Source organism: Bacillus sp. 5mfcol3.1, assembly GCF_900114335.1.
Classification (GTDB): domain Bacteria; phylum Bacillota; class Bacilli; order Bacillales; family Bacillaceae_G; genus Bacillus_A; species Bacillus_A thuringiensis_S.
In genome coordinates, this window is record NZ_FOST01000004.1 from 155,192 (window position 1) to 179,685 (window position 24,494).

The window sequence follows — 24,494 nt, forward strand, 5'->3', positions numbered from 1 at the left end:
TTATATTATAAAATTTTGATGTACTGTATCCTCCTCACTTCTTTCCGCGTGTGATGAGTTCTCTTTCTACATAAAAAGGGTATAGTAAATGATATATTTTAGTCTTGTCATCTATACATCTAAAAATAAAAACAACAATATCATCTTACATTTTCTTCATATATGACCATCTATAGGTAGTTTTTCCAAATGAATTGTACACGCTTTACACTTTGTTTGATAGACTTTTCAATTAGAATAATGTTACAATTTTGTGAATTTAATCTATTAATCGTTACGTTTAGATTTTATTATATTTTATTATTTCTAAATAGTTTTCCTATCATTAAAACAGCGTTTTATATAGTAAATAATTATTTTGATATAACTTTAAAACTCATATATAAAAAGCATTGGTTAACACCAATGCTTTCATCCTTACCTTTTATATTGATTCGGTTTATGCGGTTCATTTGGAGTATATGGCTTATTTGGTTTATTTGGAGCCTCAGCCTTTTTCCAACTTACCGCTAACTCTGGACTTGTTTTTTCTTCACTACGCTCAAGTAATACTACTGCATTTTGAATAGTCGGTGTACCTTTATGCGCAATCCCTTGTAATTTCGTTAAATTTCCTGATACTTTAAAGCTAAATCCACCAGCTGGTGTTTGTTTCGGAATTAAAATGCGGAACTTTTCTCCTACATTAAATTCTGTTTTTGTTTCGCCTTTTTCATTTGCAAATTTCACGCCCGCTGGCGCACCTGTTGCTTGCACTTTATACGTTCCGCTTTTTGCATTTGTTTCTACCGTATATAAACCTGTTTCAAAGAAATCATTTTTTAATACTGCTTCTTGTTCTTCTGCAGGAGTTACACTCATCGTAATTTCTTGTAACTCTTCGCTAGCGTTTGCTTTTGCAACGATGTCTTTCGTTACTTTCTCTACATTTTTATTGCGGAAATCTAAATCATTAATATCGATTTGTTTTAACGCATTCCACACTGCAAGCTGCGTTGCGTAATGTGCTTCTCTCCAATCAGAAACACCTAATTCTTGTGGACTCTTTTGTGGATATCCATTCAATAGTACACGGTATACGTTAATATCCACTTTCCCCATTTCCGGTAAATCTTGACCGCTTGGAGATTTCAAATCTACATTTAAGCAAAAAGCAATTTTTCCATCTGCCGTTTTAATAAGCTCTGTTCGAATTGGTTTCTTCTTTGACTTACTATAACTCCAATTCATTTCATACTTTGTATGGTCCATAACTTCTGCAAATGCTTTTTGAAGCGGGAATAACACAAATAAAACACTTAAAAACATAGCTAAAATCTTGAACGATTGCTTTATATTCATGTTTACAGCCCCTTATCACAAACTTAATACTAAGTAGTATTTATTTAGAAACTATTTTTATGCACAAAAAAAGAGTGCTTTTACACACTCTTCTTTCTTACTTTAATCTTAGAAATCGAAGTTATCAGGATCTGGACCAACGCGGTGATTTTGGTTTAACGCATCGATTTTTTCCATGTCTTCTTTTGTTAATTCAAAGTTAAATACATCAGCATTTGCAATAATGCGGTGTTCTTTCGTTGATTTTGGAATTGTAATTACTCCGTTTTGAAGATCCCAACGTAAAATCACTTGTGCTGTTGTTTTACCGTGTTTCTCAGCAATTTCTTGTAATGTTTCATTATCTAATAATTGACCTTGCATAAGTGGTGACCATGCTTCCATTTGAATACCTTGTTCTTTACAGAAAGCTTGTAATTCTTTTTGTGTTAAACGAGGGTGATATTCTACTTGGTTAATCATTGGCTTAATTTCTGCATCTTTCATTACATCTTGTAAGTGATGAATTTGGAAGTTACTTACGCCAATTGCACGTACGCGATCTTCTTTATAAAGTGTTTCTAGCGCTCTCCACGTATGTTTATATTTTCCTTCTACAGGCCAGTGAACAAGGTATAGGTCTAAATAATCTAATTCTAATTTCTTTAAGCTCTCTTCGTATGCAGCAATTGTTTCTTCATATCCTTGATCTGCGTTCCATACTTTTGAAGTGATAAATAATTCTTCTCTTGAAATACCAGTCGCTTCAATACCTGCACGGATTCCTTCACCTACAGCTTTTTCATTTCCGTAAATTGCAGCTGTATCGATGCTACGGTATCCTGCTTTAATCGCTGATTTTACAGCTTCTACAAGTTCTGGTCCTTCTTCTACTTTAAATACACCTAAACCGAACCAAGGCATTTCTACACCATTATTTAATACTGTTTTACTTTGTAAGTTTTTCATTTTATTTTCGCTCCTTTTATTTTACTTGATCTCTTTTTTCTAATGTCATGCTCCATGCTGTTAAAATCACAGCACCTACTACCATAAGACCGCCTACCCAAGCAGTATGGATTAATCCTAACGAATTCGTTACGAGGCCACCTATATAAGAACCTAAAGCGATTCCTCCGTTAAATGCGGCAATATTAATTGCTGAAGCAACATCAACCGCACTTGGAACAAAGCGCTCTGCCAATATAACTACATATACTTGTAGCCCTGGAACATTCATAAACGCGAATAGTCCCATGAAAATAATTGTGATTAATCCAGCTACTTTAAATGGCGCTGTAAATGTTAAAACAAATAATATGATCGCTTGAATAAAGAACATGTAAAATAGCGCTCGAATCGGATTATGATTCGATAATTTCCCGCCAACCATATTCCCTATCGCAATGGCGATTCCATACACTAATAAAATGATAGTAACGGTACTTGCTTCAAATCCTGTTACTTCTTGTAATAGGGGTGATAAATACGTAAATGTTACGAATGTACCACCGTATCCAAGTGCAGTAATAATGAAAACAAGTAATAGTCTTCCATTTTTAATTAATTTAAATTGATCACGAAACGATACAGGTACACCATTTTTTAAATTAGATGGGACGAGTATACTGTTTGCGATGAAAGCAATAATTCCAATTACGACAATCGCCATAAATGACGCTCTCCAGCCAAACTCTTGACCGATAAATGTTCCAATTGGCACACCAGTAATAGTCGCAACTGTTAATCCAGTAAACATAATCGCAATTGCGCTAGCACGTTTATTCTCTGGTACGATTGCAGCTGCAATTGTAGATCCAATTGACATAAACACACCATGTGCAAACGCAGATACAATTCTTGCGATAATTAATACAGTGAAGCTTGTTGCTACCGCCGCAATGCCATTACCAATAATGAAAATAACCATAATCCACATTAATAATGTCTTTCGCGACATACTAGCCGTTAACGCTGTTAAAACAGGAGCTCCTACCGCTGCTCCTAACGCATATAAGGAAACCGTTAAACCGGCTGTTGTAACCGAAACATTTAAATCTTTTGAAATAGATGGTAGTAAACCGACACTAATAAACTCGGTCGTACCAATCCCAAACGCACTAATTGCTAGCGCTAATAAAGCAAACATACTTCTTCGATTCGTCTGAGCTTCCGAAGATGGTACTGTATATGAACTCAATTGAATTCCTCCTTATTACAAGAAATCCAATCATAATAGTATGATAAAAAGGCCCTTTTATCTTCTAAAAAATATATTTCATACTTACAAATGCTATTATGAATGGTTTCATTCCTTTTTTGAAGAACGCACTTTAAAGTACGATAGGCACTAAAAAGTAACATAGTCACTTTTTGGTACCGTACTACTCATTTGCCTCTTACATGTGCTATTATGAAACATATTTAACATAATAAAAAGTACGTACTTTAAAGTGCTATAGGTACTAAAAAGTAACATTTGTATTATTAAACTTACTTTACTCAAAAAGGGAGGGGTTCATATGAAGAAATACAATATTCCTGTAGAGGCGACTTTAGAAGTTATCGGCGGCAAATGGAAAGTTGTTATTCTTTGTCACTTAACGAAAGGTACAAAGAGAACGAGTGAATTAAAACGCTCAATGCCTGGTATTACACAAAAAATGTTAACGCAGCAATTACGTGAATTAGAAGACGACGGGGTCATTCAAAGAAAAGTATACAACCAAGTCCCACCGAAAGTAGAATATTCTCTTACCGACTACGGTTGGTCTTTAGAATCCATTCTTGACTCTCTTTGTTCTTGGGGCGAATGCCATCTTGAAAAAGAAGGTAACACATCGATGCTAATTGCAGAAGGTGAATAATAGGAAAAAGGAAAAAATGAACATGAATTTGTTCGTTTTTTCCTTTTTTTCTATATATATATGTACATTTCTAACTGAAACAAAATATTTTATACGCTTTCATACCTTGTCAGCACTACGTTATACACTCAATATCAAATAATTAGGAATCATTTTTATGTTAACATAGGTGTATATAGTATATAATATAGGATATATATTATATACACTTTCCGGTAACGGAGCTTTTCCATTATGCGGACAAGCCATATATCGGACAGTTCATAAATAATAAGTAAGACGTTATGGTTTTAGATTTATGTTTGCAGCTTACTTGCTGTCATAAATTTAAAGGCATTTTATTGTGTTTTGTGAAACTTTGCATAAAGTTTCGTAAACGTTTACTATCTTACTTATAAAAAATAAGAGTATTGCTATCGTAAAGGAGAATTGGAGATGCCAGAAACTATGACTCAAACAAAGCCAGAACAAGAAACTGTACAAATTTCTGCTAGCCAAGGACAACTTGATGTACTTGATCAGTTGTTAAAACCTGAGGTACAAGAATCATTAACAACACTAGTAGAACAGCTTCCAAAATTAACTGAGCTTGTTAACATTTTAACTAAGTCTTATGACTTCGCTCAAACTGTTGCTACTGATGAAGTATTAAAAAGCGACACTGTTGGTGCAATTACAGAGCTTGTAGAACCTGTAAAAGATACAGTGAAAAGCATGGCTGCAACTGCAATCGAAGCGAAAGATCGTGCTGACGAAAGCAACGAAGTTATCGGCCTATTCGGTCTGTTAAAATTACTAAAAGATCCACAAGCACAAAAAATGTTCCGCTTTGTGAACGCATATCTTCAAATTAGTGCAGAACGTAACAATAAATAATTTAACTTATAACAACAATTAGTAAAGACGGGGGATATCATACTATGTCAAAACAAATTGTCATCTTAGGCGCTGGTTATGGCGGTCTTCTTGCCGCTTTAAACGTACGTAAATATTACAGCAAATCAGAAGCACAAGTTACAGTGATTAACCAATACCCAACACACCAAATCATCACTGAATTACACCGCCTAGCAGCTGGTAACGTGTCTGAGCAAGCAATTGCAATGCCACTTACAAAGCTTTTCAAAGGTAAAGATATCGATCTTAAAATTGCAACAGTTGAGTCATTCTCAGTTGATAGCAAAGAAATCAAACTAGCTGGTGGCACTACTTTATCTTACGATGCACTTGTAGTTGCTTTAGGAAGTAAAACTGCTTACTTCGGTATTCCAGGACTAGAAGAAAACAGCATGGTATTAAAATCTGCTGCTGATGCAAACAAAATCTACAAACACGTTGAAGACCGTATTCGTGAATACGCGAAAACGAAAAACGAAGCTGATGCTACAATCGTAATCGGTGGTGGCGGATTAACTGGCGTTGAGCTAGTTGGTGAGCTTGCTGACATTATGCCTAAACTTGCAAAAAGCCACGGCGTAAATCCAAAAGAAGTTAAACTTCTTCTTGTTGAAGCAGGTCCAAAGATCCTTCCAGTATTACCAGACCACTTAATCGAACGTGCAACTACTAGCCTAGAAGCACGCGGCGTTACATTCTTAACTGGTCTTCCTGTAACAAACGTTGCTGGCAATGAAATCGACTTAAAAGACGGTCAAAAACTTGTTGCTAACACATTCGTTTGGACAGGCGGCGTACAAGGTAACCCATTAATCGGTGAATCAGGTCTTGAAGTTAACCGTGGACGTGCAACAGTTGATGCATACCTACAATCTACTTCTCACAAAGACGTATTCGTTGCTGGAGACAGCGCAGTTGTCTTCGCTCCAGACGGACGTCCATACCCACCAACTGCACAAATCGCTTGGCAAATGGGTGAGTTAATTGGATACAACTTATACGCAGCACTAGAAGGCAAAGCATTCGAAGAGTTCGCACCTGTAAACTCTGGAACACTTGCTAGTCTAGGACGTAAAGATGCGGTTGCTACAATTGGAGCAAGCAATACTCCACTTAAAGGCTTACCAGCATCATTAATGAAAGAAGCAAGTAACGTTCGTTACTTATCACACATTAAAGGTCTATTCAGCTTAGCTTACTAATCTGAATATAAGCCCGAATCATGCCCAGCATGGTTCGGGCTATTTTTATCCGTAATTTTCTCTAACTTATTTATTCGGCAGAAGAATAATATAACCCTTTTAATTATCTAAATTTACTGATTATTTTATGTCCAAATTGTGTATACGAAAGGATGGAAGTATTCTTCCTACTCCCATCCTTTCACACAAACTATTCGCCTAACTTCACAAGGCTGTAGTTCTTCTTCCCTTTACGAATAATAATAAATCTTCCATCAAATGAATTTTCTACAGTAACATCCGTACCCACATCTGTTACTTTCTCACCATTCATAGAAATCGCACCATTATTAATGTCTTCGCGTGCTTGGCGTCTAGATGGTTCAATTCCTAAATCGACTAGCCACTCTACGATGTTTTTCGTCTCTTTTGAAGACTGGAACGTTGGCATTTCTTTAAAGCCTTGTTCAATTTCATCAGCTGTTAACGATTTAATATCCCCGCTAAATAACGCTGCTGTAATCTTCTCAGCTTGTAATAATGCCTCTTCTCCATGAACGAATTTCGTCATTTCTTCCGCTAACACTTTTTGCGCTTCACGTTTATGAGGTTCCGCTTCTACCTTCGCTGCTAATTCATCAATACGCTCTTTCGTTAAGAACGTAAAGTATTTCAAGTATTTAATTACGTCACGGTCATCTGTATTTACCCAGAACTGGTAAAATTCAAACGGTGTCGTTTTTTCGGGATCAAGCCAAACCGCACCACCTGCTGATTTACCAAACTTCGTACCGTCCGATTTTAATAATAACGGAATCGTTAATCCGAATACTTTCGCCTCATGACCTTCTAACTTACGAATTAAATCTAAACCACTCGTAATATTTCCCCATTGGTCACTACCACCAATTTGAAGTTGAACATCCTCTTTCGTGTATAAATGATGGAAATCCATTGCTTGCAAAATTTGGTATGTGAATTCTGTGAAAGAAATACCTGTATCTAAACGGCTTGCTACAATATCCTTCGCTAACATGCTATTGATGCTAAAGTTTTTCCCGTAATCACGTAAAAACTCAATAATATTTATTTCATGTGTCCAATCATAGTTATTTACCATCTTCACTTCGCTATTTCCGCCAAAATCAAATAGCTTTTTCATTTGCGCTGTTAACGCATCTACATTATGCTGAACCACTTCTAACGTTTGAAGTTGACGCTCCGATTGTCGTCCACTCGGATCACCAATTGTTCCTGTTGCCCCGCCAATTAAAATAACAGGATGATGGCCAGCTAATTGGAATCTCTTCATCATCATAAACGGAATCAAATGTCCGATATGCATACTATCACCAGTCGGATCAACTCCGCAGTATAGTGAAATCTTTTTCTCTTCTACTAGCTTACGTAAGCCTTCTTCGTCAGTCTGCTGATTAACGGCGCCACGCCATTCTAATTCATCAATAATATTCATTTTTTGTCATCCCCTTTATTTTTTAAAAACAAAAAAGCCCCTATGTCTACGATAGACATAGGGACGATTATTCACCGTGTTACCACCCAGTTTGCATAAATAGCATAGCTACTCATACCACTCTTAGCAATAATATCGATTGCTAGTCCGCTTAGCATTACCTAAGATACTCCAGAGTGTAATTCGCAAGTTTGTTTGTGCTAGGTTCCAGCAACCCCTAGCTCTCTCGTTAACAGTGACAAACTGCTACTGGGCTCTTTCAACGTATGTTATTTGTTAAATTATTAGCATTATATTGAATTGAAAACAAATTGTCAACAATACCCAAATATTATTTTAAAATAATTCATATCTTCATACGTATTTCGTTATTCCTTATCTTCTCCAATAATCCTTACTTCTCGCTCTAACTTCACGCCAAATTTCTCTTCAACTGTCTTTTGTACGAAGTGAATTAAATCGATGTAATCTTGTGCTGTTCCGTTATCAACATTCACCATAAATCCAGCATGTTTTAAAGAAACTTCTACTCCACCAATTCGCTTACCTTGTAGTCCTGAGTCTTGAATCAACTTACCAGCAAAGTTATTTGGTGGACGCTTAAATACGCTACCACAAGAAGGGTATTCTAGAGGCTGTTTTGACTCACGCTTAAACGTTAAATCATCCATTTTTGCTTTAATTTCTTCACGTACACCTTCTTCAAGTTCAAATCTCGCTTCAAGAATAATGTAATGGTTGTTCGCAAATACACTCTTACGATATCCAAATTCAAATGCTTCTTTCGTCAAAGTACGTAGCTCTCCATCACCTGTCATTACGACAGCTTCTGTTAATACAAACGATACTTCACCGCCATATGCACCAGCATTCATATATAATGCTCCGCCAACTGAACCTGGAATACCACAAGCAAACTCAAGACCCGTTAAGTTATGGTCTAAAGCAATACGTGATACGTCAATAATTGCTGCACCACACTGTGCTACAATCGTCGTTCCTGTTACAGTAACACCTGTAATATGAATTAAACTTACTGTAATCCCGCGAATTCCACCATCTTTAATAATGACATTCGATCCATTTCCTAAAAACGTAACTGGAATATTATATTCGTTCGCATATTTGATAACTTCTTGAATTTCATCATAATTTGTAGGCGCAACAAAAACATCTGCTTTTCCGCCAACTTTAATATGCGTATGATTCTTTAACATTTCATCTTGTTTAACATGTCCTTCAGGCAATACCGTACTTAAATATTTATAAACCTCTTGCATATTCATTTTACGATTCCTCTATTTCTATATTCATTTTATCCCGTTATACGGGCCCATAATATCCCCACGTACATGAAAGAACCTAAAGTGGTGGATACAGTGTACCCAAAATCAATTCGAGACACCTATAAACCTCTTAATTTATAAGAGGTGCCACTCATATTAAAATATATATTGCATAATAAAGCAACCCAAATGGACTACTAAACTTGACATGTCATCAGAAAGACAACAATTTGTAAAATATGTGACTTTTTCAAAGCACTATCCCTCAGTATCTTACTATACCATACAAAAAGAAAGTGGTATTTTTTTGTACTTTTTACTTTATTTACATCAATAAAAAAGAGCACATCCGACAGAATGTGCTCTTTCTATACTCTTTATATTACTTTTCGTTCTCTTCTTTTTCTTTATCAAACCATAACAGCTCATCGTTATCAACTTCACCATTATAATTGATTAAAATTTCTTCTCCTGCTTTTATATCTTTATAAGCAAAGAAGTTAAACGTATGGTTCTCGAAGACAATATCATACGTTGCATTCGGTTTATATGAATGATTAAATAACATACCGTATCCTAAAAGGATTGCCGTATGATTGATCCCATACTCAAATGCGTAGTCAGCAAGTAACGTTTTCTCAATATGTTCATGCTGTTCATTCGGATAAGAGATAACTGGTGCTGAGTGAATCAACTCACCCTTTTTAATATCACGAGTTGCAAATACACCTCTATTAAATTCTCCATCACTAAGTTCAGAAGTCTTAACTTCAATCATATTCGTCACCTATATAATTCTTTCTTTGAAGTATTTTATCCCGCTATTTGCGAGGTTCAACTAATAATCAGTAGGTATTAGTCTCACTTTATCTCCTTAAGCTTGGCAGAAAACGCGCAGAAAAGCAATTAAATTACTATCAAGTATTTATTTAAATGAAAAAAGAGCACACATGGTGTGCCCTTTTCAAGAAATATTACTTTTCTAGAATATCTTCTAGTAACTTCACTTGCTCGCTAACAGTATGTAACGTCTTCACCGATATATCATTTCGATGTTTTTCTTCTTCCACACTCGCTAGCACTTCTTCTGTAGCTGTAGAAGTTTGCTGAATTACGTTAGAAGCATGCGTAACATCCTTTACAATATTCGTCGTTTTAACTTGGAAACTTTCTTGATGAACAACAACCTCTCGCATTACTTTATTAATCGCATCAATAAACTTCCCTAAATCAGTTACGTTTGTTAAAACGCTTGCTAACATTTCGTTACACTCTTCTTGTACTCTTTCTGACTTCTCTACCTGCACTTCTACCTTACTTGCTTGATTACTAAACTCCTTCAAAATCCCTTGAATTCTTCCCGCAGAACGATTTGATTCTTCAGCAAGCTTTAACACTTCACTCGCTACAATAGCAAAACCTTTTCCATGCTCGCCTGCCCTGGCAGCTTCAATATTTGCATTTAAAGCTAGCAAACTCGTCTGACTTGAAATATTCGTTATTACATCTACAATTTCATTAATTTGTTTCGATTGCATCATTAAATCTCTAAATATAATTCCAGACTGTGAAACAACATCATTTAAACTTCTCATGTTAGCTTCAAAATTTCTTAAAGTATGTACGCTACCCTTTGAAATTTCTAAACTTTTATCCACACGAGCCGATGCAGTTCTTACTTGAGATATAATTTGTTCAATATTTCCCTCCATATCATTCAATACTTCTACCGAACGATACATCATTTCTGATTGTGATTGCGTACCAACTGCTACCTCTTCAAAGGCAAAATTAATTTCACTCATCGATTCCATCGACGTGTTCATATTTTGTCTTAAATGATTGAAATTACTATCTAGTTTCACAACTGTTTCTTCAATAAGTCTTTGCGTCTCTTCTAACTCCTGAGCTTTTCTCATTACTTCTTGCTTCTCATCACTTAAACGAAGGAGCAGATTAGAACCGATTTTCGTGACGCCCCACATAGCGATTGTTACAATCGCTAACAAACTTGCGAAATTAGCAGCTTCAGATGAGGCTGTATAAGCAAAAAATTGCTCCGGCCAATAGCTACAAAGGATAAATGTGATTACAACAGCTACCCCGCCAAGAATTAAAATGAGGCGCTCACTTAAGTAAATAAGTGAAACAGCTAATGTAAAATAGACCATTTGAAATACAGCCGGGCTTTCATTAAAAGCTTGTACCATAATGTAAGACATTGTAAGCAACATAAATGTCATGATATATTTATACGCTGATTCCATACTTTTTATAAAAGTAAAAAGCGTTCCAAATACAACGACAGAAATACCACAGATCCAAAACGCCATTGCTCTCTCTGTAAAAATATATCCATAATACCCAATCGCGATTATCCCAAGGAAGAAACTACAAATCGTTATAAACAGTAATAAATGATTTTTCTGTGATTCTTTCTCAAGGTTAGAAAAACAAGTCCTCTTTAACCACTCCATATGAAGCCCCACCTTCTACTTATACATATCAATTACTTCAGTTTAAATACCGCACTTACTGGGTTATGATCGCTATTTTCAAACTTTAAATCTTTCCCTTGTACATTTACAATCTCTACATTCGGTGAAACGATAAAGCCATCAATAATAGTGACGAAATTTTCACCTTCTACATATTTCTTTACATCATCTCTCACAGTCATAACAGACGGATCTACAGCCCACTTAAAGCCACCGTCTGTAAAGTCCTTCGGTAACTCTACTAACCACTCAGGACGCTCTTTCACGAACTTCGGATCACTTAATTGAGCGTTTGAAACTAATTGATTCCAATCTCCGCCCATTATTACGTAATCACCATTTTCATAATGCTTGTTCATATATTCTTTTAAGTACTCTACTTGCTGTTTTCTAATTTTCCCGCCTTCATCATAAGCAGACAAATGTAAATTTACGAGTCTAACATGTTTCCCATTATTAACAGGGATTTTATATTCCACAATTGCTCGATCTAAATCAAACAAACGCTTTGGCCAAGGCTCCATTCCAGGAAGCTGGAACCTCTTCGCTTCTTGAACAGTGTATTTAGAAAACGTACTTAATCCAGCCTCCGCATATCCCATTGGATTTGTTATTGGCACTGGAACCCATTTCGTATCGTAGTTCTTGCCAAATGACGAAACATAATCAGGTAATCCTTTTTTCAAAAATTCATGTTCATTTACATCAAATGAACGAAGTGACTTTATATCAACTTCTTGTAATAGTGCAAAATCACTATTCTCATTTTGTAAAAACGAAAGCATATTCTTTAAATTAGTTTCCGTTTGCTCTTTACTACTTGAACCAGATCCCTTTCCACCATCCATAAAGAAATCTTGATCCTTATCTAACCCAGCATATCCAATATTAAATGTTGTAACTTTAAATTCATTTCCAGTCGCTAATACGCGCTCCTTATTATTCTCCACCTTCAAGCTTGTAACATCAGCAGGCTGGTCTTTAGTAAGTGTCATATACGCTAGAAATCCTCCTACAATGCCCGCTACTACTAAAACACATATAAATACGATTTTAAAAAATTTCTTCAAATAAATGACTCCTTTTCACGCGAATTTATTTTTCTTTATTTTCAGTCAAATAAAACAAAACGACACACATAAGAAACATTTTATCATAATTAAAACCTTATATCACTATATTTAGTTGATAAGTAATCGATCCCATTTTAATTACTTAAAAAGCCTTCAGACATCAAAAAAAGAAAAGTTACACCCTCCTCCTCACTGGAAATTAAACGGTATATTTAGTACACTATATGTAATAATCATAGGCGATGGAGTTCGCCATAAACGCTGCTTAGCTAATGACTCCTACCAGTATGGATACTGGTAGGAGTCTATTTTTTTGAGCAAGCTATTTAAAGAGGTGAGAAAATTGATTTATATTATCGTTGGCATTGCTGGTATATTAGGAGCTCTTTCTCGTTATTATTTAGGTCTTAATATCAACACATTTTGGCATCATTCATTTCCATTGGCAACATTACTCATTAACTTAATCGGTTGCTTTTTCTTAGCGTGGCTAACTACTTATATCGCTCGGCTAAACATCTTACCTTCAGAGGTTATCACAGGCATCGGAACTGGATTCATCGGTTCCTTTACGACTTTTTCAACATTTAGTGTAGAAACTGTGCAATTGATCAATCATTCTGAGTGGAGCATAGCCTTCTTATATGTATCATGCAGCATACTTGGTGGCCTCATTATGTCTGGCCTTGGCTATACACTTGGAGATTTCTTAATTAAGAAATCTCTTACGGAAGGTGATTACTCATGATAGAAGCTTTATTAGTCGCAACAGGAGGATTTTTCGGTGCGATTACACGATTTGCAATTAGCAATTGGTTTAAGAAAAGAAATAAAACACAATTTCCAATTGCTACATTCCTTATTAATATAACAGGGGCATTTTTACTTGGATATATAATTGGCAACGGAGTCACTACAGGCTGGCAACTATTATTAGGTACTGGATTTATGGGCGCATTCACTACATTTTCTACGTTTAAATTAGAATCTGTTCAGCTTCTCAATCTAAAAAAAACGTACATCTTCCTTTTATATTTAAGTGCTACTTACATAATTGGTATCCTCTTCGCATTCCTTGGAATGAAGCTAGGCGGAATATAAAAAAAGCGACTCTATTGAGTCGCTTTTTTTCATAAGAAATATGTCCCGCCATATGGAATGGAAAATAAACCAGCTGGATGTACATCGTAATGTACAATTTGCATCGGAAGTTGTGAATACGGCATATACTGACTTTGCAACATTTGTGCAAAATATGCTTGTTGTTGCATTTGAATAGCTTGATTCACAGCATGAATTGTCCCCTGTGCCCCAGCCAGTGTAATAGCTGCTCCTACTTGTCTTCCATTATAAAAATGATGGTTCATCATGATTCATCTCACTTATTCTTTTTCTTCCATATGGTATGTTTCTATTTCATAGTAAGTGTTTTGTCCCTATAGGTTGCCCCTATCTATTGCCCTTTTTTAGCTTGGAAGTAATAAATCCAAATAATAATACACCAATACCACTAAGGAACAATACATAACTTATCGGTACTAGGAAAAAGAAAGGTTCTTCAAGGAATCCATCCGCTCCTACTTTACTGTTTGAAGCATGTATAGTTAAAGAAATAATCGCTAAAATCATGAAAGAAATAGCTACTACGTATTTATTTTTCATTTCACATTCTCCTCTACTTATGTAATTCTTCTTAAATCGTTAACATCATATTATCTAAAATAACATTAACAGTCAATAATTATTTATCGTTTAACAATAAATAATTATTGACTAGACTAATAAAAAAAGGTTTGCGAAGCATCTTAAATTCCTTCACAAACCTTCTAAATTATAAATATTTACACTTCAAACCTCTTGCTTAATACAATATACATTGCGCAAAATAGCACGAATATCCCAGCATAAATTAACAAAATCTCTACACTAAACATATCCGACAACGGACCAAATATTATCATTCCTAAAGGAAGCGCGCATGAATTCGCAATTTGTACAAGGCTGAACATCCGTCCGTGCATCGATGGTTCTACTTTCTCCTGCAATAACACAGTAACTGGTGTATTGAAGCACGGCATTGTTATACCAATTAAAAAATTAAATACTAAATACATAATAAATATCGGTGCTATTCCGAGTCCAATCATAAGCAGTCCATATAATGCACAAGCTAGCGCTGTTGTATACATACGATTACGAAAGCCACCCCACGCCGCAATCAATACGCCACCAGCTGCCGCACCCGCACTAAAGGTCATCTCACTAGCAGTAAGTCTCCACATTTCGGCCCCGAAAGAACGAGTTACCATTAAAGGTGTTAAAAAAGCAGCTGGACTTATTAAAATCATGACGATAATCAATAAAATGATTAGCCTTTTAATAAATACATTTTCTTTTAAATAAGAGAATCCTTCTTTAATTCCTTGTAGATTAGATTTTTGCTTATTCTCTGCATTCACATGTCCCTCTACTTGAATGATAAGCATAATACTAATTCCAATCATAGCCGTAATAACATCAATAAAAAATGTTGTTTCAATGCTGGCAATAGAAAGAATCGTCGCACTTGCTGCTGGAGAAAGAAACATAATTAAAGATGTAATACTGCTATTTATTCCATTTACTTTCATAAGATACTCTTTCGGAACGATTTGCGGAATTAATGCATTCACAGCTGGCGTTTGTACTCCTGTTCCAGCTGAACGAATGAGTAACACAATAAAAAGTAACCAAATACTTTTATATCCTGTTAAAAATAAAATTGCTAAAACTAACGTCGCAATCGCTATAATCCCGTCCGATAACATAATCATCTTTTTACGGTCATAACGATCAATCCAAACACCTGCAAACAAAGATATCGCAATTTGTGGTAGGAAACCGCAAACAGTTGAAATAGTCAACATCACTCCTGATGATGTTGTAAGGGTGATATACCATATAATCGCGTATTGCACGAGAGAGGAGCCGAACAACGAAATAGTTTGAGCGGTCAAAAATAATATAATTTTCGTTTTCCAATTGTTTTCACTCATATGTTTCACACCCCCTTAACTAATCCTGTCTCTATATGAAAGATGCTATCTGCCCAATCAAGATAAAAACTCGCTTCGTGAGATACGAGGATAATGCTGCCCTTAAACTTAATTAGCGCCTTTTGCAAAGCTTCCTTCGCTTCTGCATCTAAATGATTTGTCGGCTCATCTAAAATTAAGAAGTTACAAGGTGATAGTAATAATCCGCACAGTTTCACCTTCGATTGTTCCCCACCACTTAACGTACGAATTTCTTGCGAAACGTGCGTATCCTTCACACCACACGCAGCTAAATGATGGCGTATTTCCTTCATATTCAGTTTAGGAAACTGTTCTGAAATAATTTGAAGCGGCGTTAAAGAATCATTGCTCCAATTTAAATCTTGCTCATAATATCCAATCTTTAGTTGCTCTGAAAAGTGAAACTCTCCAGAAATACTAGCAATATTTCCAACGATTGTTTTTAATAAAGTAGATTTCCCTACTCCATTGAAACCTGTAATAACAAGTTTTTGCCCACCCATTACTGAAAAATTCAACTTTGGTAAGAGAGCGAAGTCGTAACCAACTTCAAGGTTATTTACTTCAAAAACTGTCTGAACTGAAATGGGAAGTTCCTGAAAATGAATAGACGGTTTATGAGTAAAACTTGGTGGCGCAATTCTTTCCATACGCTCCAATTGTTTTCGACGACCTTGCGCTATTTTTGAATTCACCCCAGCAATATTTCTACGAATATACTCTTCCGTTTTTTCAATTTTCTTTTGCTGTGCATAATATTGGCGAATATAATCTTTTCGTAAATGCTCCTTTTGTCTTACAAAATCTGAGTATTTACCGTAATACTTCTTAACTGTTCCGAACTCTACATCACATATGCAAGAAGTTACTTTTTCCAGAAAATCAAAATCATGTGACACGACAATAAACGCTCCTTCAAAATTCATTAAATAATTAGCAAGCCACTCCACATGCTCTTTATCAAGAAAATTCGTCGGTTCATCTAGTAATAAAATATTAGGCTCTTCTAATAAGAGCTTCGCTAAAATTACCTTTGCACGCTGCCCTCCGCTTAATTCACCAATAACACGATTCATCCCAATCGCATCAATACCTAAACCGGCTGCCACCTTATTCGTAATACTGTCTACTGAATAAAAATCACGAGCTTCAAGCTGCTCTTGCATTTCAGCTGCTTTTAGTAGTTGATTCTCATCTCCAGTCATCGCACTTTCTTCATATAACTTGTTCATTCTCTTTTCCATTTCATACAAATTATAAAAAGCTCTCTTTAAATATTGTGAAATGGTATAACCCTCATCAATTTCAGCGTATTGATCAAGATGCCCAATTTGAATATTAGGTTGCCACTTTATGTCTCCCTTATCAGAAATAATTTCCCCCACCAATATTTTCATTAATGTGCTTTTCCCTGCACCATTCTGCCCAACAATTCCCATATGCTCCCCTTTATGCAAATCAAAAGAAGCATTCTCGTATAATACTTTATCTATAAAACTATGTGATAAACTTTCAACTTTAAGTAAACTCATTTTTATTCCTCTTTTCCTGAAATTAAAAAAAGCAGAGAGATAGCGTCATTCGACACTAGCCCTCTGCTTCGTGGTTTTTCCTATACTACTCCAATTTACGGTAAAGACTCATCGGAATAATATAACAAAGGGCCATAGACAAAGCATTGTCTATGGCCCCTTAATCTATTTTATACACCAGCTGAAAAACCATAACGAAATAAGCATAGATAAACTATACTTTTTTAGAAAAGTTATTCAGCCGATGAATATAGGGGATTTATACCCCTTGATTAAGCTCCGTACAACGCTTCACCGTATACATTTGTGCGGAGCAAAGTTTTCTAATGAGTTTTACAAATTTTATATAAAGCATATTCTGCACCTTCCTTAATACTTAAAAGGGATTTTAGCATACGGTTTTATGAAGCGTCAACATTACTTCCGAATCTTTCAACTACTTGTTTTCAAAATATTGCTTCTGAAACATACACATTCTTATCGCATTATGATAGTTACCATCAACGAAAAACTCATCGATAAGCTCACCTTCTACCATAAATCCAACTTTTTTATAAACATGTACTGCCTTTTCATTTTCCTTATCCACCACTAAATAAAGCTTATGCATATTTAGTACGGAAAAAGCGTAATCCATCGCTAAACGCGTCGCATCCGCTGCATAACCATATCCTTGATAATTCGGATCAATAATAATTTGGAATTCTGTTCTACGATGAATATAATCGATTTCTACTAACTCAACTAACCCAACCATTTCATTGTCTTTCTCAACGATAAATCGGCGTTCGCTTTGATCATGTATATGTTTATCGTATAAGTCTTGCAGCTCCACAAATGCCTCATATGGCTCTTCAAACCAATACGACATAATATGCGCATTATTATTCAGTTCGTGTACGAACTTTAAATCTTCTCGTTCTAATGGACGTAACTTCAATTCCTGATTCATTCCTATAACCTCCAAGTAAAAGAAACCTCTTCACTTAATTTCTCAATTTTTTTCGATTTCAAACGCCCTAATTTCATTGTAAACTTTCAAGCAACTTGAAGGTCAAGATGTAAAAAAGTAGTGCAAACTTACGTCTACACTACTACTCTTTTCTCAAATCTCTCATATTCGATATGTATAAAGCAATAACTAAAACAAGAATTGCTCCTGCGTATAATAACGTCTCCATCGGTTCCTCATGGGACACAATAATTAATCGAATTAAAGCCGTAATTCCGATATAAATAAAATAACGTAACGGGAAATGATAATTCGATTTAAAATACTTAATAATTAATGCAATGAACTCGAAGTATAAGAAATAGACGATGATACTTTCAACCAATTTATAAGACGTATACTCTTTTGACGAAAAAATATACTGCACAAACGTGATCGTCTCATTCACTAAGAAAATCGATAACACAATGGATAATATAATTAAAGCTATATTTAATATCCATTGCAAAACACTAGCTATAACATGATCGATATTAAATGACTTCATATTCTCTTTAGACTCCTCTTCGTATAAGTACTTATTTATTATAGCAAAATTACGATTGGAAAGAAGTTAAATCATATATTCGTCCTTTGTTGTTGCCAGTGTAGGGAAGATTTAGTGTGTGGAGAATTATGTTTACAACCATACCTGACGAAACACGGAGAAACTCTTTCAAATTACCATTCGTACATGTCTTACTAATGAGCAATGCATAATCTCGTATAGCATCCTCATGTGCCACTTTTGAAAAATCTTTACAACTTGTACAACGCCAACCCTTCTTAACTTTAACCATTGGAATAACTAAGCATTTCTCACATTGTACTCCATTTAGCAACTCCTCTTTTTCTATTTTATATTGCTCAAGTATATTTTGTTGCAGTGGAGAATGCTCCGCTATCATTTGATGAATGAGCCTATCTACATTATCTATAACTTTTCTCTTATATTTACTTTCAAACCACTTTATTTTATGAGGTAAATTGGCACTATGAATAATTGTATGAAGAAGATTGTCATCTGAAGATTTTATAATGGTACGAGGCGAGCTAATAACAACGAGGGACTCAATTGGAAGACTAGAGGAAAATCCATGTGAGTTTAACCATTTCTTTAGTTGTATTTCTTGCCTTTTTATTTGTAAAACCGGATCTGGAAATCCCTCTGAATTTCCTTCTGTTATTCGGATAAGTTGATTAAACTTTGCATCAAACATTAATGTACCTGCTATATTTTTTATCTCAAGAAAAAGAAGAAACTTTGTGGAAAGGATAATAGTATCAATTTGAAAGTATTTATCATAATTACATAAGCGAACATCATGTAAGACACTATACTCTTTCTCAGAAATAAAACTAAGCGGATAATCAATCGCTTGCTCTCCTTTATACCCCGCCATGTGTTTTGCCAAGTTTTCTCCAATTAAATTTCGTTTCGGATGATGTACAGGTAACCTTCTAAGAAGTGCTTCTAACTGTCTTATATAAATCGGCATTTTTCTCTCTTTCACAATCACCTCAAACACCCCTTTACAAATATATCAACGATTTTTTCAATATATCTATCACAACTCACAATATATCAACGATTTTCTCAATATATCTATCACAACTCACAATATATCAACGATTTTTCCAATATATCGATTGGTCGACAATATCTGACACTACCTCACTCCAATCACTCACAGCATATCCTAGAAAAACATCTTCAGCAAAAACTTAAAATCGCATTTCCTCATAAAAAAACATAACCCGCTCCTCCAGCAAAGGTATGGTTTTTAACCCTGCGATGCCACTCTATCTATAACCTTGCTGTGAATTCCACAAAATCCATTTGTACTTATACCAACTTTCACTTTTTTCACACTGAAACTATATCCGTTAAAATCGTTTCATAACGTTATTACTTCCGCATAGCTACAATTTATATAATAACGGCACAGTACAAATAACGTGCTGAATCACTAAGTATGTGGGAATAACGATGAACGAAGCGTTACTATTAGTAGACATACAAAATGATTACTTTGAAGGCGGCAATATGGAATTACATCAACCTGAAAAAGCCGCACAAAAAGCGAAAGAAGTCTTGAAAGTATTTCGCGAAAAACATAAAACAGTTATTCACGTACAACATATTGCGAACAATGAAGGAGCTACTTTCTTCTTACCCGATACAGTAGGGGTTCAAATTTATGATGATGTACAACCGATTGCTAAAGAAAGAGTCATTCAAAAACATCATCCTAACAGTTTTTTAAGAACAAATTTATTAGAAACATTAAAGACAGAAAAAATAGAACAACTATTCATTTGCGGTATGATGACTCATGTATGTATTGATGCAACAGTGCGCGCTGCCAGTGACTTCGGATTTCAATGTATTGTAATTGAAGATGCTTGTACAACAAAAGATTTAGAATTCCAAGGAAATCTAATCCCCGCAGTACACGCTCATCAATCGTTCATGAGTGCATTAGAGTTTGGTGATATTTATGCAACAGTCATGTCAGCAAACTGTTTTATAAACAAAAGCAAATAAAGAATTACAGTTCCATATGAAAAAAAAGAAAGGATAAGTATCTTATTCTTTCTTTTTTTCCATTGTCTTAATGACAGTATTTATACGATAATCACCATAATGTAAAACATCTGCAAGAGCCTCTTCTAATTGCTGATGCGAAGATGTGTGAAGAGTCATGACATAGCACCCATCGCCGCTTATACGATACATTTCAGTAATTACGTCCGTTTTTTCAAAAAAGTTTTGAATTTGATTATGATAGTGCGGTGCATGCAAAAATAGTGTAACAAAAGTCATAATAGAACCTTCTAGCTTCGCCCTATCGATATTTATCGTATATTTTTGAATGACACCTGCCTCTTCTAATTTATTAATTCGTTTCCCAACAGCCTGGCCAGTCAAATGTACTATCTCCCCAATTTCCTTCCAGTTCATTCTAGCGTTTTCTTGTAGTAATTGTATAATCTTAAAATCTGTTGAATCAAACATGGACATCCCCTTCCTATACGAAACGAATTCTATAAAATCTTCATTTCTCCTACAGTTTTTCTCAAAAGTTTTGCACTACAATTGATTAGCTCTATTAGCAATTACATTATTGTTAATGGCTTTCCTTCTTCTTTACAATGTATTTTTTGGATTACTCGTAGCCACTACAGTAATCTAGCGATTTTTTATAAATATGAACAAATTTTAGGAATTAGTTTATCTTTTTTTAATGTTTTATTTAGAGGCAGTTTATAGTCGGGTATTAACATAAGAAACGTAGCAACTAAGTTCATATATGACGCACTGCTACTATAATCGCTAACCGTACTACTTGAAATCATAAAATAAGGAGACGATAAAACATGAACAAAAAAGCAAAAGCACTATCATCCGTACTGCTCGGATTCACATTAGCATTAACAGGGTGTGCTGGTACTAAAGCTGAAGAAAATCATGGGAAACAAAAACAAGAACAAGTTGCTAAAGAAACAAAAAAGGAAAATAAATTAACTAAAGGGCAAAAAATGACTAATATTCTTAGCGAGACAAATTGGCAAGGTACACGAGTGTATGACAAAGATAAGAATGACTTAACAAAAGAAAATGCAAACTTCATTGGTCTTGCAAAATATGATGCGAAGTCAGGCAGATATGAATTTTTTGATGCTAAAACAGGTGCAAGTCGTGGCGATAAAGGAACTTTCTTTGTCACAAATGATGGGAAGAAGAGAATATTAATTTCAGAATCAATGAAGTATCAAGCTGTCGTTGACATGACAAAACTAAATAAAAATGTATTTACTTATAAACGAATGGGGAAAGACGCTAACGGTAAAGATGTAGAAGTTTTCGTTGAACATGTCCCATATAAAGAAAAAGAACTTTCTTTCACTGATCCGGACAAGCAGCTGAACACGACTACAGGCGATATTGTTAAAAACGTTGATGGAGATAAAATTTTAGGCGGTACCCTTTGGCACGGAACAAAGGTATTAGACGAAGCTGGTAACGATGTAACACAGTTTAATTCGAATTTTATAAGTTTAGCAAAATTTGATGACAAATCTAATAAATATGAGTTCTTCAATAGCGAAACAGGTCAAAGCCGCGGTGATTATGGCTACTTCGATGTTGTACACGAAAATAAAATAAGAGCCCATGTTTCCATTGGAAATAATAAATACGGTGCTGCTCTTGAGCTTACTGAACTAAATAAGAATAAATTTACGTATAAAAGAACTGGTAAAGACCAAGCTGGTAAGGATATAACTATATTCGTTGAACATGAACCTTATAAAGGTGATATGAAACCACAATTTAGTTTTTAAAAACGTTTGATTAAAGATCCTGTACTGAGTTGCAGGATCTTTCTTAAGACAAAATCATTTACGATTCTCTTGAAAGAAATCTTCTCATATCCACCCACAACTCTTCAGCTTAATTGTTGAATATAACAACTTTAAAAAGCCTTACTACACATAAATTGTAGTAAGGCTCTGACTATTTAAGATAAACATTAAACGACTTCATTATCTCTATACAAATAAAGTTTAGCAAATAATGTTACTATCTCCTCCAAAGAAAAGAAACCTTATTTCAACTTTCCTATTGATAAGTTAACACGATAGTTCCCATATTTTAATAGTCGTCCTAGAAAGTTATCTAAGTCTTCGTTGGAAGCAAAATGTGTTTTTAATAAATAACACCCCTCACCACTTATACGGTGTACTTCAGAAATTCCTTCTTCTCCTTGAAAGAAATTCATAAACTCTTGGTGATTAGCTGTTGTTACGAACAAAGTAACAAATGCAGTCACTACTTGTCCTAATTTGATTCGGTTTATTGCAATTGTATACTGTTCAATAATCCCTAAATCCTCTAATCTTCGAATTCGATTTCCTACAGCTTGCCCCGTCATATGTATTTTTTGGCCAAGTTCTTTCCATTGTATTCTTGAGTTTTCTCCTAATAATTTCAGTATCTCAAAATCTGTTTGATCAATGATATAAACCAATCCTTTCACCGTGAAAGTAGAAAGCCCGAAAGTGTTTCGCCAACTTATTCTGCTTATCGATACAATTCACTATACTTAGTTTATCCTCTTACATCACATTATTTATCAGCTATATTTACTTATAACACAGAGGACACAACAAAAAAATACATCTAGATTTAAAGGAGGTTACAAATATGTTATTACAAGAAATTCTATCGTTCAATGAACATTTTGTAGAAAATAAGGAATACGCTCCTCGTGAAGCGACAAAAATGCCTAAAAAACGTATGGTTGTTGTTTCTTGCATGGATGCTCGTTTAATTGAGCTACTTCCAAAAGCTTTAGATATACACGATGGTGATGCAAAAGTTATCAGAAATGCAGGTGGTAAAATTGCTTCTGCTTTCGATAGTGTTATGCAAAGTGTTGTAGCGTCAGTATACGATTTAAATGCAGATGAAATCTTCCTTATTGGACACCATAGATGTGGCGCGAGCCAAACGAATCCAAAAGGAACACTTCAAAAAATATTAGATCGCGGAGTAGCTTCATCAGAAATTTTATCAGCGATTGAATATGCTGGTATTGACCTTGAAAAATGGTTATTCGGATTCGATGATGTTTGCGACTCAACGCAAGCTAATGTTGATTTAGTAAGAAATCATCCACTTATCCCAAAAGATGTTCCTGTACATGGTTTAGTTATTGACCCTCACACAGGTAAATTAGATGTAGTGGTTGATGGATATAAAGCGTTAAATAGTAAAACAAAATAATAATTATCACGTATATGAAGGGAAGTTATGAGATATGAAAAAACAAGTATTAGATATGAATAGACAAGAAGCTACGCAAAAAATTTTAGCAGCAAAAATTAAAAAAGGGTTAACTTGGGAAGAAATTGCAAAAGTAAGTGAACACTCTGAGACTTGGGTTGTAACAGCGTTATTAGGACAAGCTACAATGACACGTCCAGAAGCAGAAGAAATTGGTAAACTATTAGAATTAGATGAAGAAGTAGTTCAAGCATTAACAGTAGTTCCACTTCGCGGCCAAGTAATGGAAATGCCTCCTACGGACCCGATTGCATATCGTTTATATGAAATGATGTTACAATATGCACCAACTATTAGAGAATTAATCTTAGAAAAATCCGGCGAAGGTGTAATGAGTGCAATTAACTTCAACTTGGGTGTGGATACACAAGAAGATCCAAAAGGTGGCGATCCTCGCATCGTAATTACACTTAACGGTAAATTCTTACCATTTCGTGCATGGTAATTAATTAAAAATCTATCTATATC

The 24,494-nt window shown here is 35.0% G+C and carries 26 protein-coding genes, 1 riboswitch and 1 other annotated feature; of the genes, 9 read left to right on the plus strand and 17 right to left on the minus strand.

From position 1 onward, the window contains the following. Nucleotides 1-417 precede the first annotated feature (417 nt). The 3 genes from BM089_RS21970 to BM089_RS21980 form a co-directional block, all read right to left on the minus strand. On the minus strand, nt 418-1,341 hold the full coding sequence (locus tag BM089_RS21970) for a thioester domain-containing protein (RefSeq protein WP_090978089.1): 924 nt from the start codon (nt 1,339-1,341) through the stop codon (nt 418-420). A 108-nt stretch (nt 1,342-1,449) separates the two neighbouring features. After that, entirely contained in the window at nt 1,450-2,289 is an 840-nt protein-coding gene (locus tag BM089_RS21975; protein WP_090978091.1) for an aldo/keto reductase, read from the minus strand. A gap of 16 nt (nt 2,290-2,305) precedes the next feature. Then, nucleotides 2,306-3,469, minus strand: a complete 1,164-nt coding sequence (locus tag BM089_RS21980) for an MFS transporter (protein WP_168410432.1) — start codon at nt 3,467-3,469, stop codon at nt 2,306-2,308. A gap of 373 nt (nt 3,470-3,842) precedes the next feature. Between BM089_RS21980 and BM089_RS21985 the strand changes: the two genes are divergently transcribed. From BM089_RS21985 to BM089_RS21995, 3 genes are all read left to right on the plus strand, one after another. Next, a complete protein-coding gene (locus tag BM089_RS21985; protein ID WP_000760481.1) occupies nt 3,843-4,187 on the plus strand; it encodes a winged helix-turn-helix transcriptional regulator in 345 nt (114 codons plus the stop codon). 435 nt (nt 4,188-4,622) lie between these two features. Then, a complete protein-coding gene (locus BM089_RS21990; protein ID WP_001115309.1) occupies nt 4,623-5,063 on the plus strand; it encodes a DUF1641 domain-containing protein in 441 nt (146 codons plus the stop codon). Nucleotides 5,064-5,107: 44 nt separating this feature from the next. Next, the gene (locus BM089_RS21995) at nt 5,108-6,286 is read left to right on the plus strand and encodes an NAD(P)/FAD-dependent oxidoreductase (protein WP_000043198.1); all 1,179 of its coding nucleotides are present in this window, start codon (nt 5,108-5,110) and stop codon (nt 6,284-6,286) included. A 190-nt stretch (nt 6,287-6,476) separates the two neighbouring features. On the opposite strand, the gene tyrS is transcribed toward BM089_RS21995, so the two are convergent. From tyrS to BM089_RS22020, 5 genes are all read right to left on the minus strand, one after another. Next, nucleotides 6,477-7,739, minus strand: coding sequence for a tyrosine--tRNA ligase (tyrS, locus tag BM089_RS22000; protein WP_016513209.1), 1,263 nt, complete (start codon nt 7,737-7,739; stop codon nt 6,477-6,479). Between the two features lie 56 nt (nt 7,740-7,795). After that, nucleotides 7,796-8,011: a binding site (T-box leader), on the minus strand. A 96-nt stretch (nt 8,012-8,107) separates the two neighbouring features. Continuing rightward, nucleotides 8,108-9,025, minus strand: coding sequence for a UDP-N-acetylmuramate dehydrogenase (gene murB, locus BM089_RS22005; protein WP_001057106.1), 918 nt, complete (start codon nt 9,023-9,025; stop codon nt 8,108-8,110). 382 nt (nt 9,026-9,407) lie between these two features. Continuing rightward, nucleotides 9,408-9,803 (minus strand): SET domain-containing protein, encoded by a 396-nt coding sequence (locus BM089_RS22010; protein ID WP_139213315.1) that lies wholly within the window; start codon nt 9,801-9,803, stop codon nt 9,408-9,410. Between the two features lie 196 nt (nt 9,804-9,999). After that, nucleotides 10,000-11,502 (minus strand): DUF4077 domain-containing protein, encoded by a 1,503-nt coding sequence (locus BM089_RS22015; RefSeq protein ID WP_000455093.1) that lies wholly within the window; start codon nt 11,500-11,502, stop codon nt 10,000-10,002. Nucleotides 11,503-11,534: 32 nt separating this feature from the next. Further along, the gene (locus BM089_RS22020) at nt 11,535-12,593 is read right to left on the minus strand and encodes an endonuclease/exonuclease/phosphatase family protein (RefSeq protein WP_090978095.1); all 1,059 of its coding nucleotides are present in this window, start codon (nt 12,591-12,593) and stop codon (nt 11,535-11,537) included. Nucleotides 12,594-12,825: 232 nt separating this feature from the next. Beyond that, nucleotides 12,826-12,885: riboswitch (Fluoride riboswitch) on the plus strand. Nucleotides 12,886-12,939: 54 nt separating this feature from the next. Here BM089_RS22020 and crcB (BM089_RS22025) point away from each other — a divergent pair. Both crcB (BM089_RS22025) and crcB (BM089_RS22030) read left to right on the plus strand, forming a co-directional pair. Continuing rightward, the gene (crcB, locus tag BM089_RS22025) at nt 12,940-13,344 is read left to right on the plus strand and encodes a fluoride efflux transporter CrcB (protein ID WP_000639312.1); all 405 of its coding nucleotides are present in this window, start codon (nt 12,940-12,942) and stop codon (nt 13,342-13,344) included. Beyond that, the gene (gene crcB, locus BM089_RS22030) at nt 13,341-13,697 is read left to right on the plus strand and encodes a fluoride efflux transporter CrcB (RefSeq protein ID WP_090978096.1); all 357 of its coding nucleotides are present in this window, start codon (nt 13,341-13,343) and stop codon (nt 13,695-13,697) included. The genes crcB (BM089_RS22025) and crcB (BM089_RS22030) overlap by 4 nt, the downstream gene beginning before the upstream one ends. A 29-nt stretch (nt 13,698-13,726) precedes the next feature. Here the strand turns inward: crcB (BM089_RS22030) and BM089_RS22035 are convergent, their stop codons facing one another. The 7 genes from BM089_RS22035 to BM089_RS22065 form a co-directional block, all read right to left on the minus strand. After that, entirely contained in the window at nt 13,727-13,966 is a 240-nt protein-coding gene (locus BM089_RS22035) for a DUF3947 family protein (protein ID WP_000980931.1), read from the minus strand. A gap of 79 nt (nt 13,967-14,045) precedes the next feature. Beyond that, a complete protein-coding gene (locus BM089_RS22040; protein WP_000792612.1) occupies nt 14,046-14,258 on the minus strand; it encodes a DUF3955 domain-containing protein in 213 nt (70 codons plus the stop codon). A 179-nt stretch (nt 14,259-14,437) separates the two neighbouring features. Then, nucleotides 14,438-15,631, minus strand: a complete 1,194-nt coding sequence (locus tag BM089_RS22045; RefSeq protein ID WP_139213316.1) for an MFS transporter — start codon at nt 15,629-15,631, stop codon at nt 14,438-14,440. Nucleotides 15,632-15,636: 5 nt separating this feature from the next. Continuing rightward, complete coding sequence (locus tag BM089_RS22050) at nt 15,637-17,184, minus strand: ABC-F family ATP-binding cassette domain-containing protein (protein WP_090978099.1); 1,548 nt, start codon at nt 17,182-17,184, stop codon at nt 15,637-15,639. A 436-nt stretch (nt 17,185-17,620) separates the two neighbouring features. Continuing rightward, nucleotides 17,621-18,136 carry a spermidine N1-acetyltransferase gene (gene speG / locus BM089_RS22055; protein WP_090978101.1) on the minus strand — a complete coding sequence of 172 codons (516 nt, stop codon included), beginning with the start codon at nt 18,134-18,136 and terminating at the stop codon, nt 17,621-17,623. A 142-nt stretch (nt 18,137-18,278) separates the two neighbouring features. After that, nucleotides 18,279-18,683: a phosphate-starvation-inducible protein PsiE gene (gene psiE / locus BM089_RS22060; RefSeq protein WP_000834709.1), complete on the minus strand. Its 405-nt coding sequence runs from the start codon at nt 18,681-18,683 to the stop codon at nt 18,279-18,281. A 49-nt stretch (nt 18,684-18,732) separates the two neighbouring features. Next, on the minus strand, nt 18,733-19,689 hold the full coding sequence (locus BM089_RS22065; protein ID WP_090978153.1) for a nuclease-related domain-containing protein: 957 nt from the start codon (nt 19,687-19,689) through the stop codon (nt 18,733-18,735). Nucleotides 19,690-20,165: 476 nt separating this feature from the next. Between BM089_RS22065 and BM089_RS22070 the strand changes: the two genes are divergently transcribed. After that, nucleotides 20,166-20,723 (plus strand): cysteine hydrolase family protein, encoded by a 558-nt coding sequence (locus BM089_RS22070; protein WP_090978103.1) that lies wholly within the window; start codon nt 20,166-20,168, stop codon nt 20,721-20,723. 42 nt (nt 20,724-20,765) lie between these two features. Here the strand turns inward: BM089_RS22070 and BM089_RS22075 are convergent, their stop codons facing one another. After that, nucleotides 20,766-21,194, minus strand: a complete 429-nt coding sequence (locus BM089_RS22075) for an Lrp/AsnC family transcriptional regulator (RefSeq protein ID WP_239661668.1) — start codon at nt 21,192-21,194, stop codon at nt 20,766-20,768. Between the two features lie 362 nt (nt 21,195-21,556). Here BM089_RS22075 and BM089_RS22080 point away from each other — a divergent pair, with 362 nt between their 5' ends. Continuing rightward, the gene (locus BM089_RS22080) at nt 21,557-22,522 is read left to right on the plus strand and encodes a DUF4822 domain-containing protein (protein WP_001034146.1); all 966 of its coding nucleotides are present in this window, start codon (nt 21,557-21,559) and stop codon (nt 22,520-22,522) included. A 263-nt stretch (nt 22,523-22,785) separates the two neighbouring features. Here the strand turns inward: BM089_RS22080 and BM089_RS22085 are convergent, their stop codons facing one another. After that, nucleotides 22,786-23,217 carry an Lrp/AsnC family transcriptional regulator gene (locus BM089_RS22085; protein ID WP_002008929.1) on the minus strand — a complete coding sequence of 144 codons (432 nt, stop codon included), beginning with the start codon at nt 23,215-23,217 and terminating at the stop codon, nt 22,786-22,788. Nucleotides 23,218-23,384: 167 nt separating this feature from the next. Here BM089_RS22085 and BM089_RS22090 point away from each other — a divergent pair, with 167 nt between their 5' ends. Together BM089_RS22090 and cynS are read left to right on the plus strand one after the other, a co-directional pair. Continuing rightward, the gene (locus tag BM089_RS22090) at nt 23,385-23,966 is read left to right on the plus strand and encodes a beta-class carbonic anhydrase (protein WP_000926482.1); all 582 of its coding nucleotides are present in this window, start codon (nt 23,385-23,387) and stop codon (nt 23,964-23,966) included. 55 nt (nt 23,967-24,021) lie between these two features. After that, nucleotides 24,022-24,471, plus strand: coding sequence for a cyanase (gene cynS / locus BM089_RS22095; RefSeq protein ID WP_025118105.1), 450 nt, complete (start codon nt 24,022-24,024; stop codon nt 24,469-24,471). Nucleotides 24,472-24,494: the final 23 nt, after the last annotated feature.

Excerpts from the sequence above, each read along its gene's own strand:
- BM089_RS21970 (WP_090978089.1), bottom strand. The coding sequence starts at position 1,341 with ATGAATATAAAGCAATCGTTCAAGATTTTAGCTATGTTTTTAAGTGTT.
- BM089_RS21975 (WP_090978091.1), bottom strand. The coding sequence starts at position 2,289 with ATGAAAAACTTACAAAGTAAAACAGTATTAAATAATGGTGTAGAAATG.
- BM089_RS21980 (WP_168410432.1), bottom strand. The coding sequence starts at position 3,469 with ATGTTTGCTTTATTAGCGCTAGCAATTAGTGCGTTTGGGATTGGTACG.
- BM089_RS21985 (WP_000760481.1), top strand. The coding sequence starts at position 3,843 with ATGAAGAAATACAATATTCCTGTAGAGGCGACTTTAGAAGTTATCGGC.
- BM089_RS21990 (WP_001115309.1), top strand. The coding sequence starts at position 4,623 with ATGCCAGAAACTATGACTCAAACAAAGCCAGAACAAGAAACTGTACAA.
- BM089_RS21995 (WP_000043198.1), top strand. The coding sequence starts at position 5,108 with ATGTCAAAACAAATTGTCATCTTAGGCGCTGGTTATGGCGGTCTTCTT.
- tyrS (WP_016513209.1), bottom strand. The coding sequence starts at position 7,739 with ATGAATATTATTGATGAATTAGAATGGCGTGGCGCCGTTAATCAGCAG.
- murB (WP_001057106.1), bottom strand. The coding sequence starts at position 9,025 with ATGAATATGCAAGAGGTTTATAAATATTTAAGTACGGTATTGCCTGAA.
- BM089_RS22010 (WP_139213315.1), bottom strand. The coding sequence starts at position 9,803 with ATGATTGAAGTTAAGACTTCTGAACTTAGTGATGGAGAATTTAATAGA.
- BM089_RS22015 (WP_000455093.1), bottom strand. The coding sequence starts at position 11,502 with ATGGAGTGGTTAAAGAGGACTTGTTTTTCTAACCTTGAGAAAGAATCA.
- crcB (WP_090978096.1), top strand. The coding sequence starts at position 13,341 with ATGATAGAAGCTTTATTAGTCGCAACAGGAGGATTTTTCGGTGCGATT.
- BM089_RS22035 (WP_000980931.1), bottom strand. The coding sequence starts at position 13,966 with ATGATGAACCATCATTTTTATAATGGAAGACAAGTAGGAGCAGCTATT.
- BM089_RS22040 (WP_000792612.1), bottom strand. The coding sequence starts at position 14,258 with ATGAAAAATAAATACGTAGTAGCTATTTCTTTCATGATTTTAGCGATT.
- BM089_RS22045 (WP_139213316.1), bottom strand. The coding sequence starts at position 15,631 with ATGAGTGAAAACAATTGGAAAACGAAAATTATATTATTTTTGACCGCT.
- BM089_RS22050 (WP_090978099.1), bottom strand. The coding sequence starts at position 17,184 with ATGAGTTTACTTAAAGTTGAAAGTTTATCACATAGTTTTATAGATAAA.
- speG (WP_090978101.1), bottom strand. The coding sequence starts at position 18,136 with ATGAATCAGGAATTGAAGTTACGTCCATTAGAACGAGAAGATTTAAAG.
- psiE (WP_000834709.1), bottom strand. The coding sequence starts at position 18,683 with ATGAAGTCATTTAATATCGATCATGTTATAGCTAGTGTTTTGCAATGG.
- BM089_RS22070 (WP_090978103.1), top strand. The coding sequence starts at position 20,166 with ATGAACGAAGCGTTACTATTAGTAGACATACAAAATGATTACTTTGAA.
- BM089_RS22075 (WP_239661668.1), bottom strand. The coding sequence starts at position 21,194 with ATGTTTGATTCAACAGATTTTAAGATTATACAATTACTACAAGAAAAC.
- BM089_RS22080 (WP_001034146.1), top strand. The coding sequence starts at position 21,557 with ATGAACAAAAAAGCAAAAGCACTATCATCCGTACTGCTCGGATTCACA.
- BM089_RS22090 (WP_000926482.1), top strand. The coding sequence starts at position 23,385 with ATGTTATTACAAGAAATTCTATCGTTCAATGAACATTTTGTAGAAAAT.
- cynS (WP_025118105.1), top strand. The coding sequence starts at position 24,022 with ATGAATAGACAAGAAGCTACGCAAAAAATTTTAGCAGCAAAAATTAAA.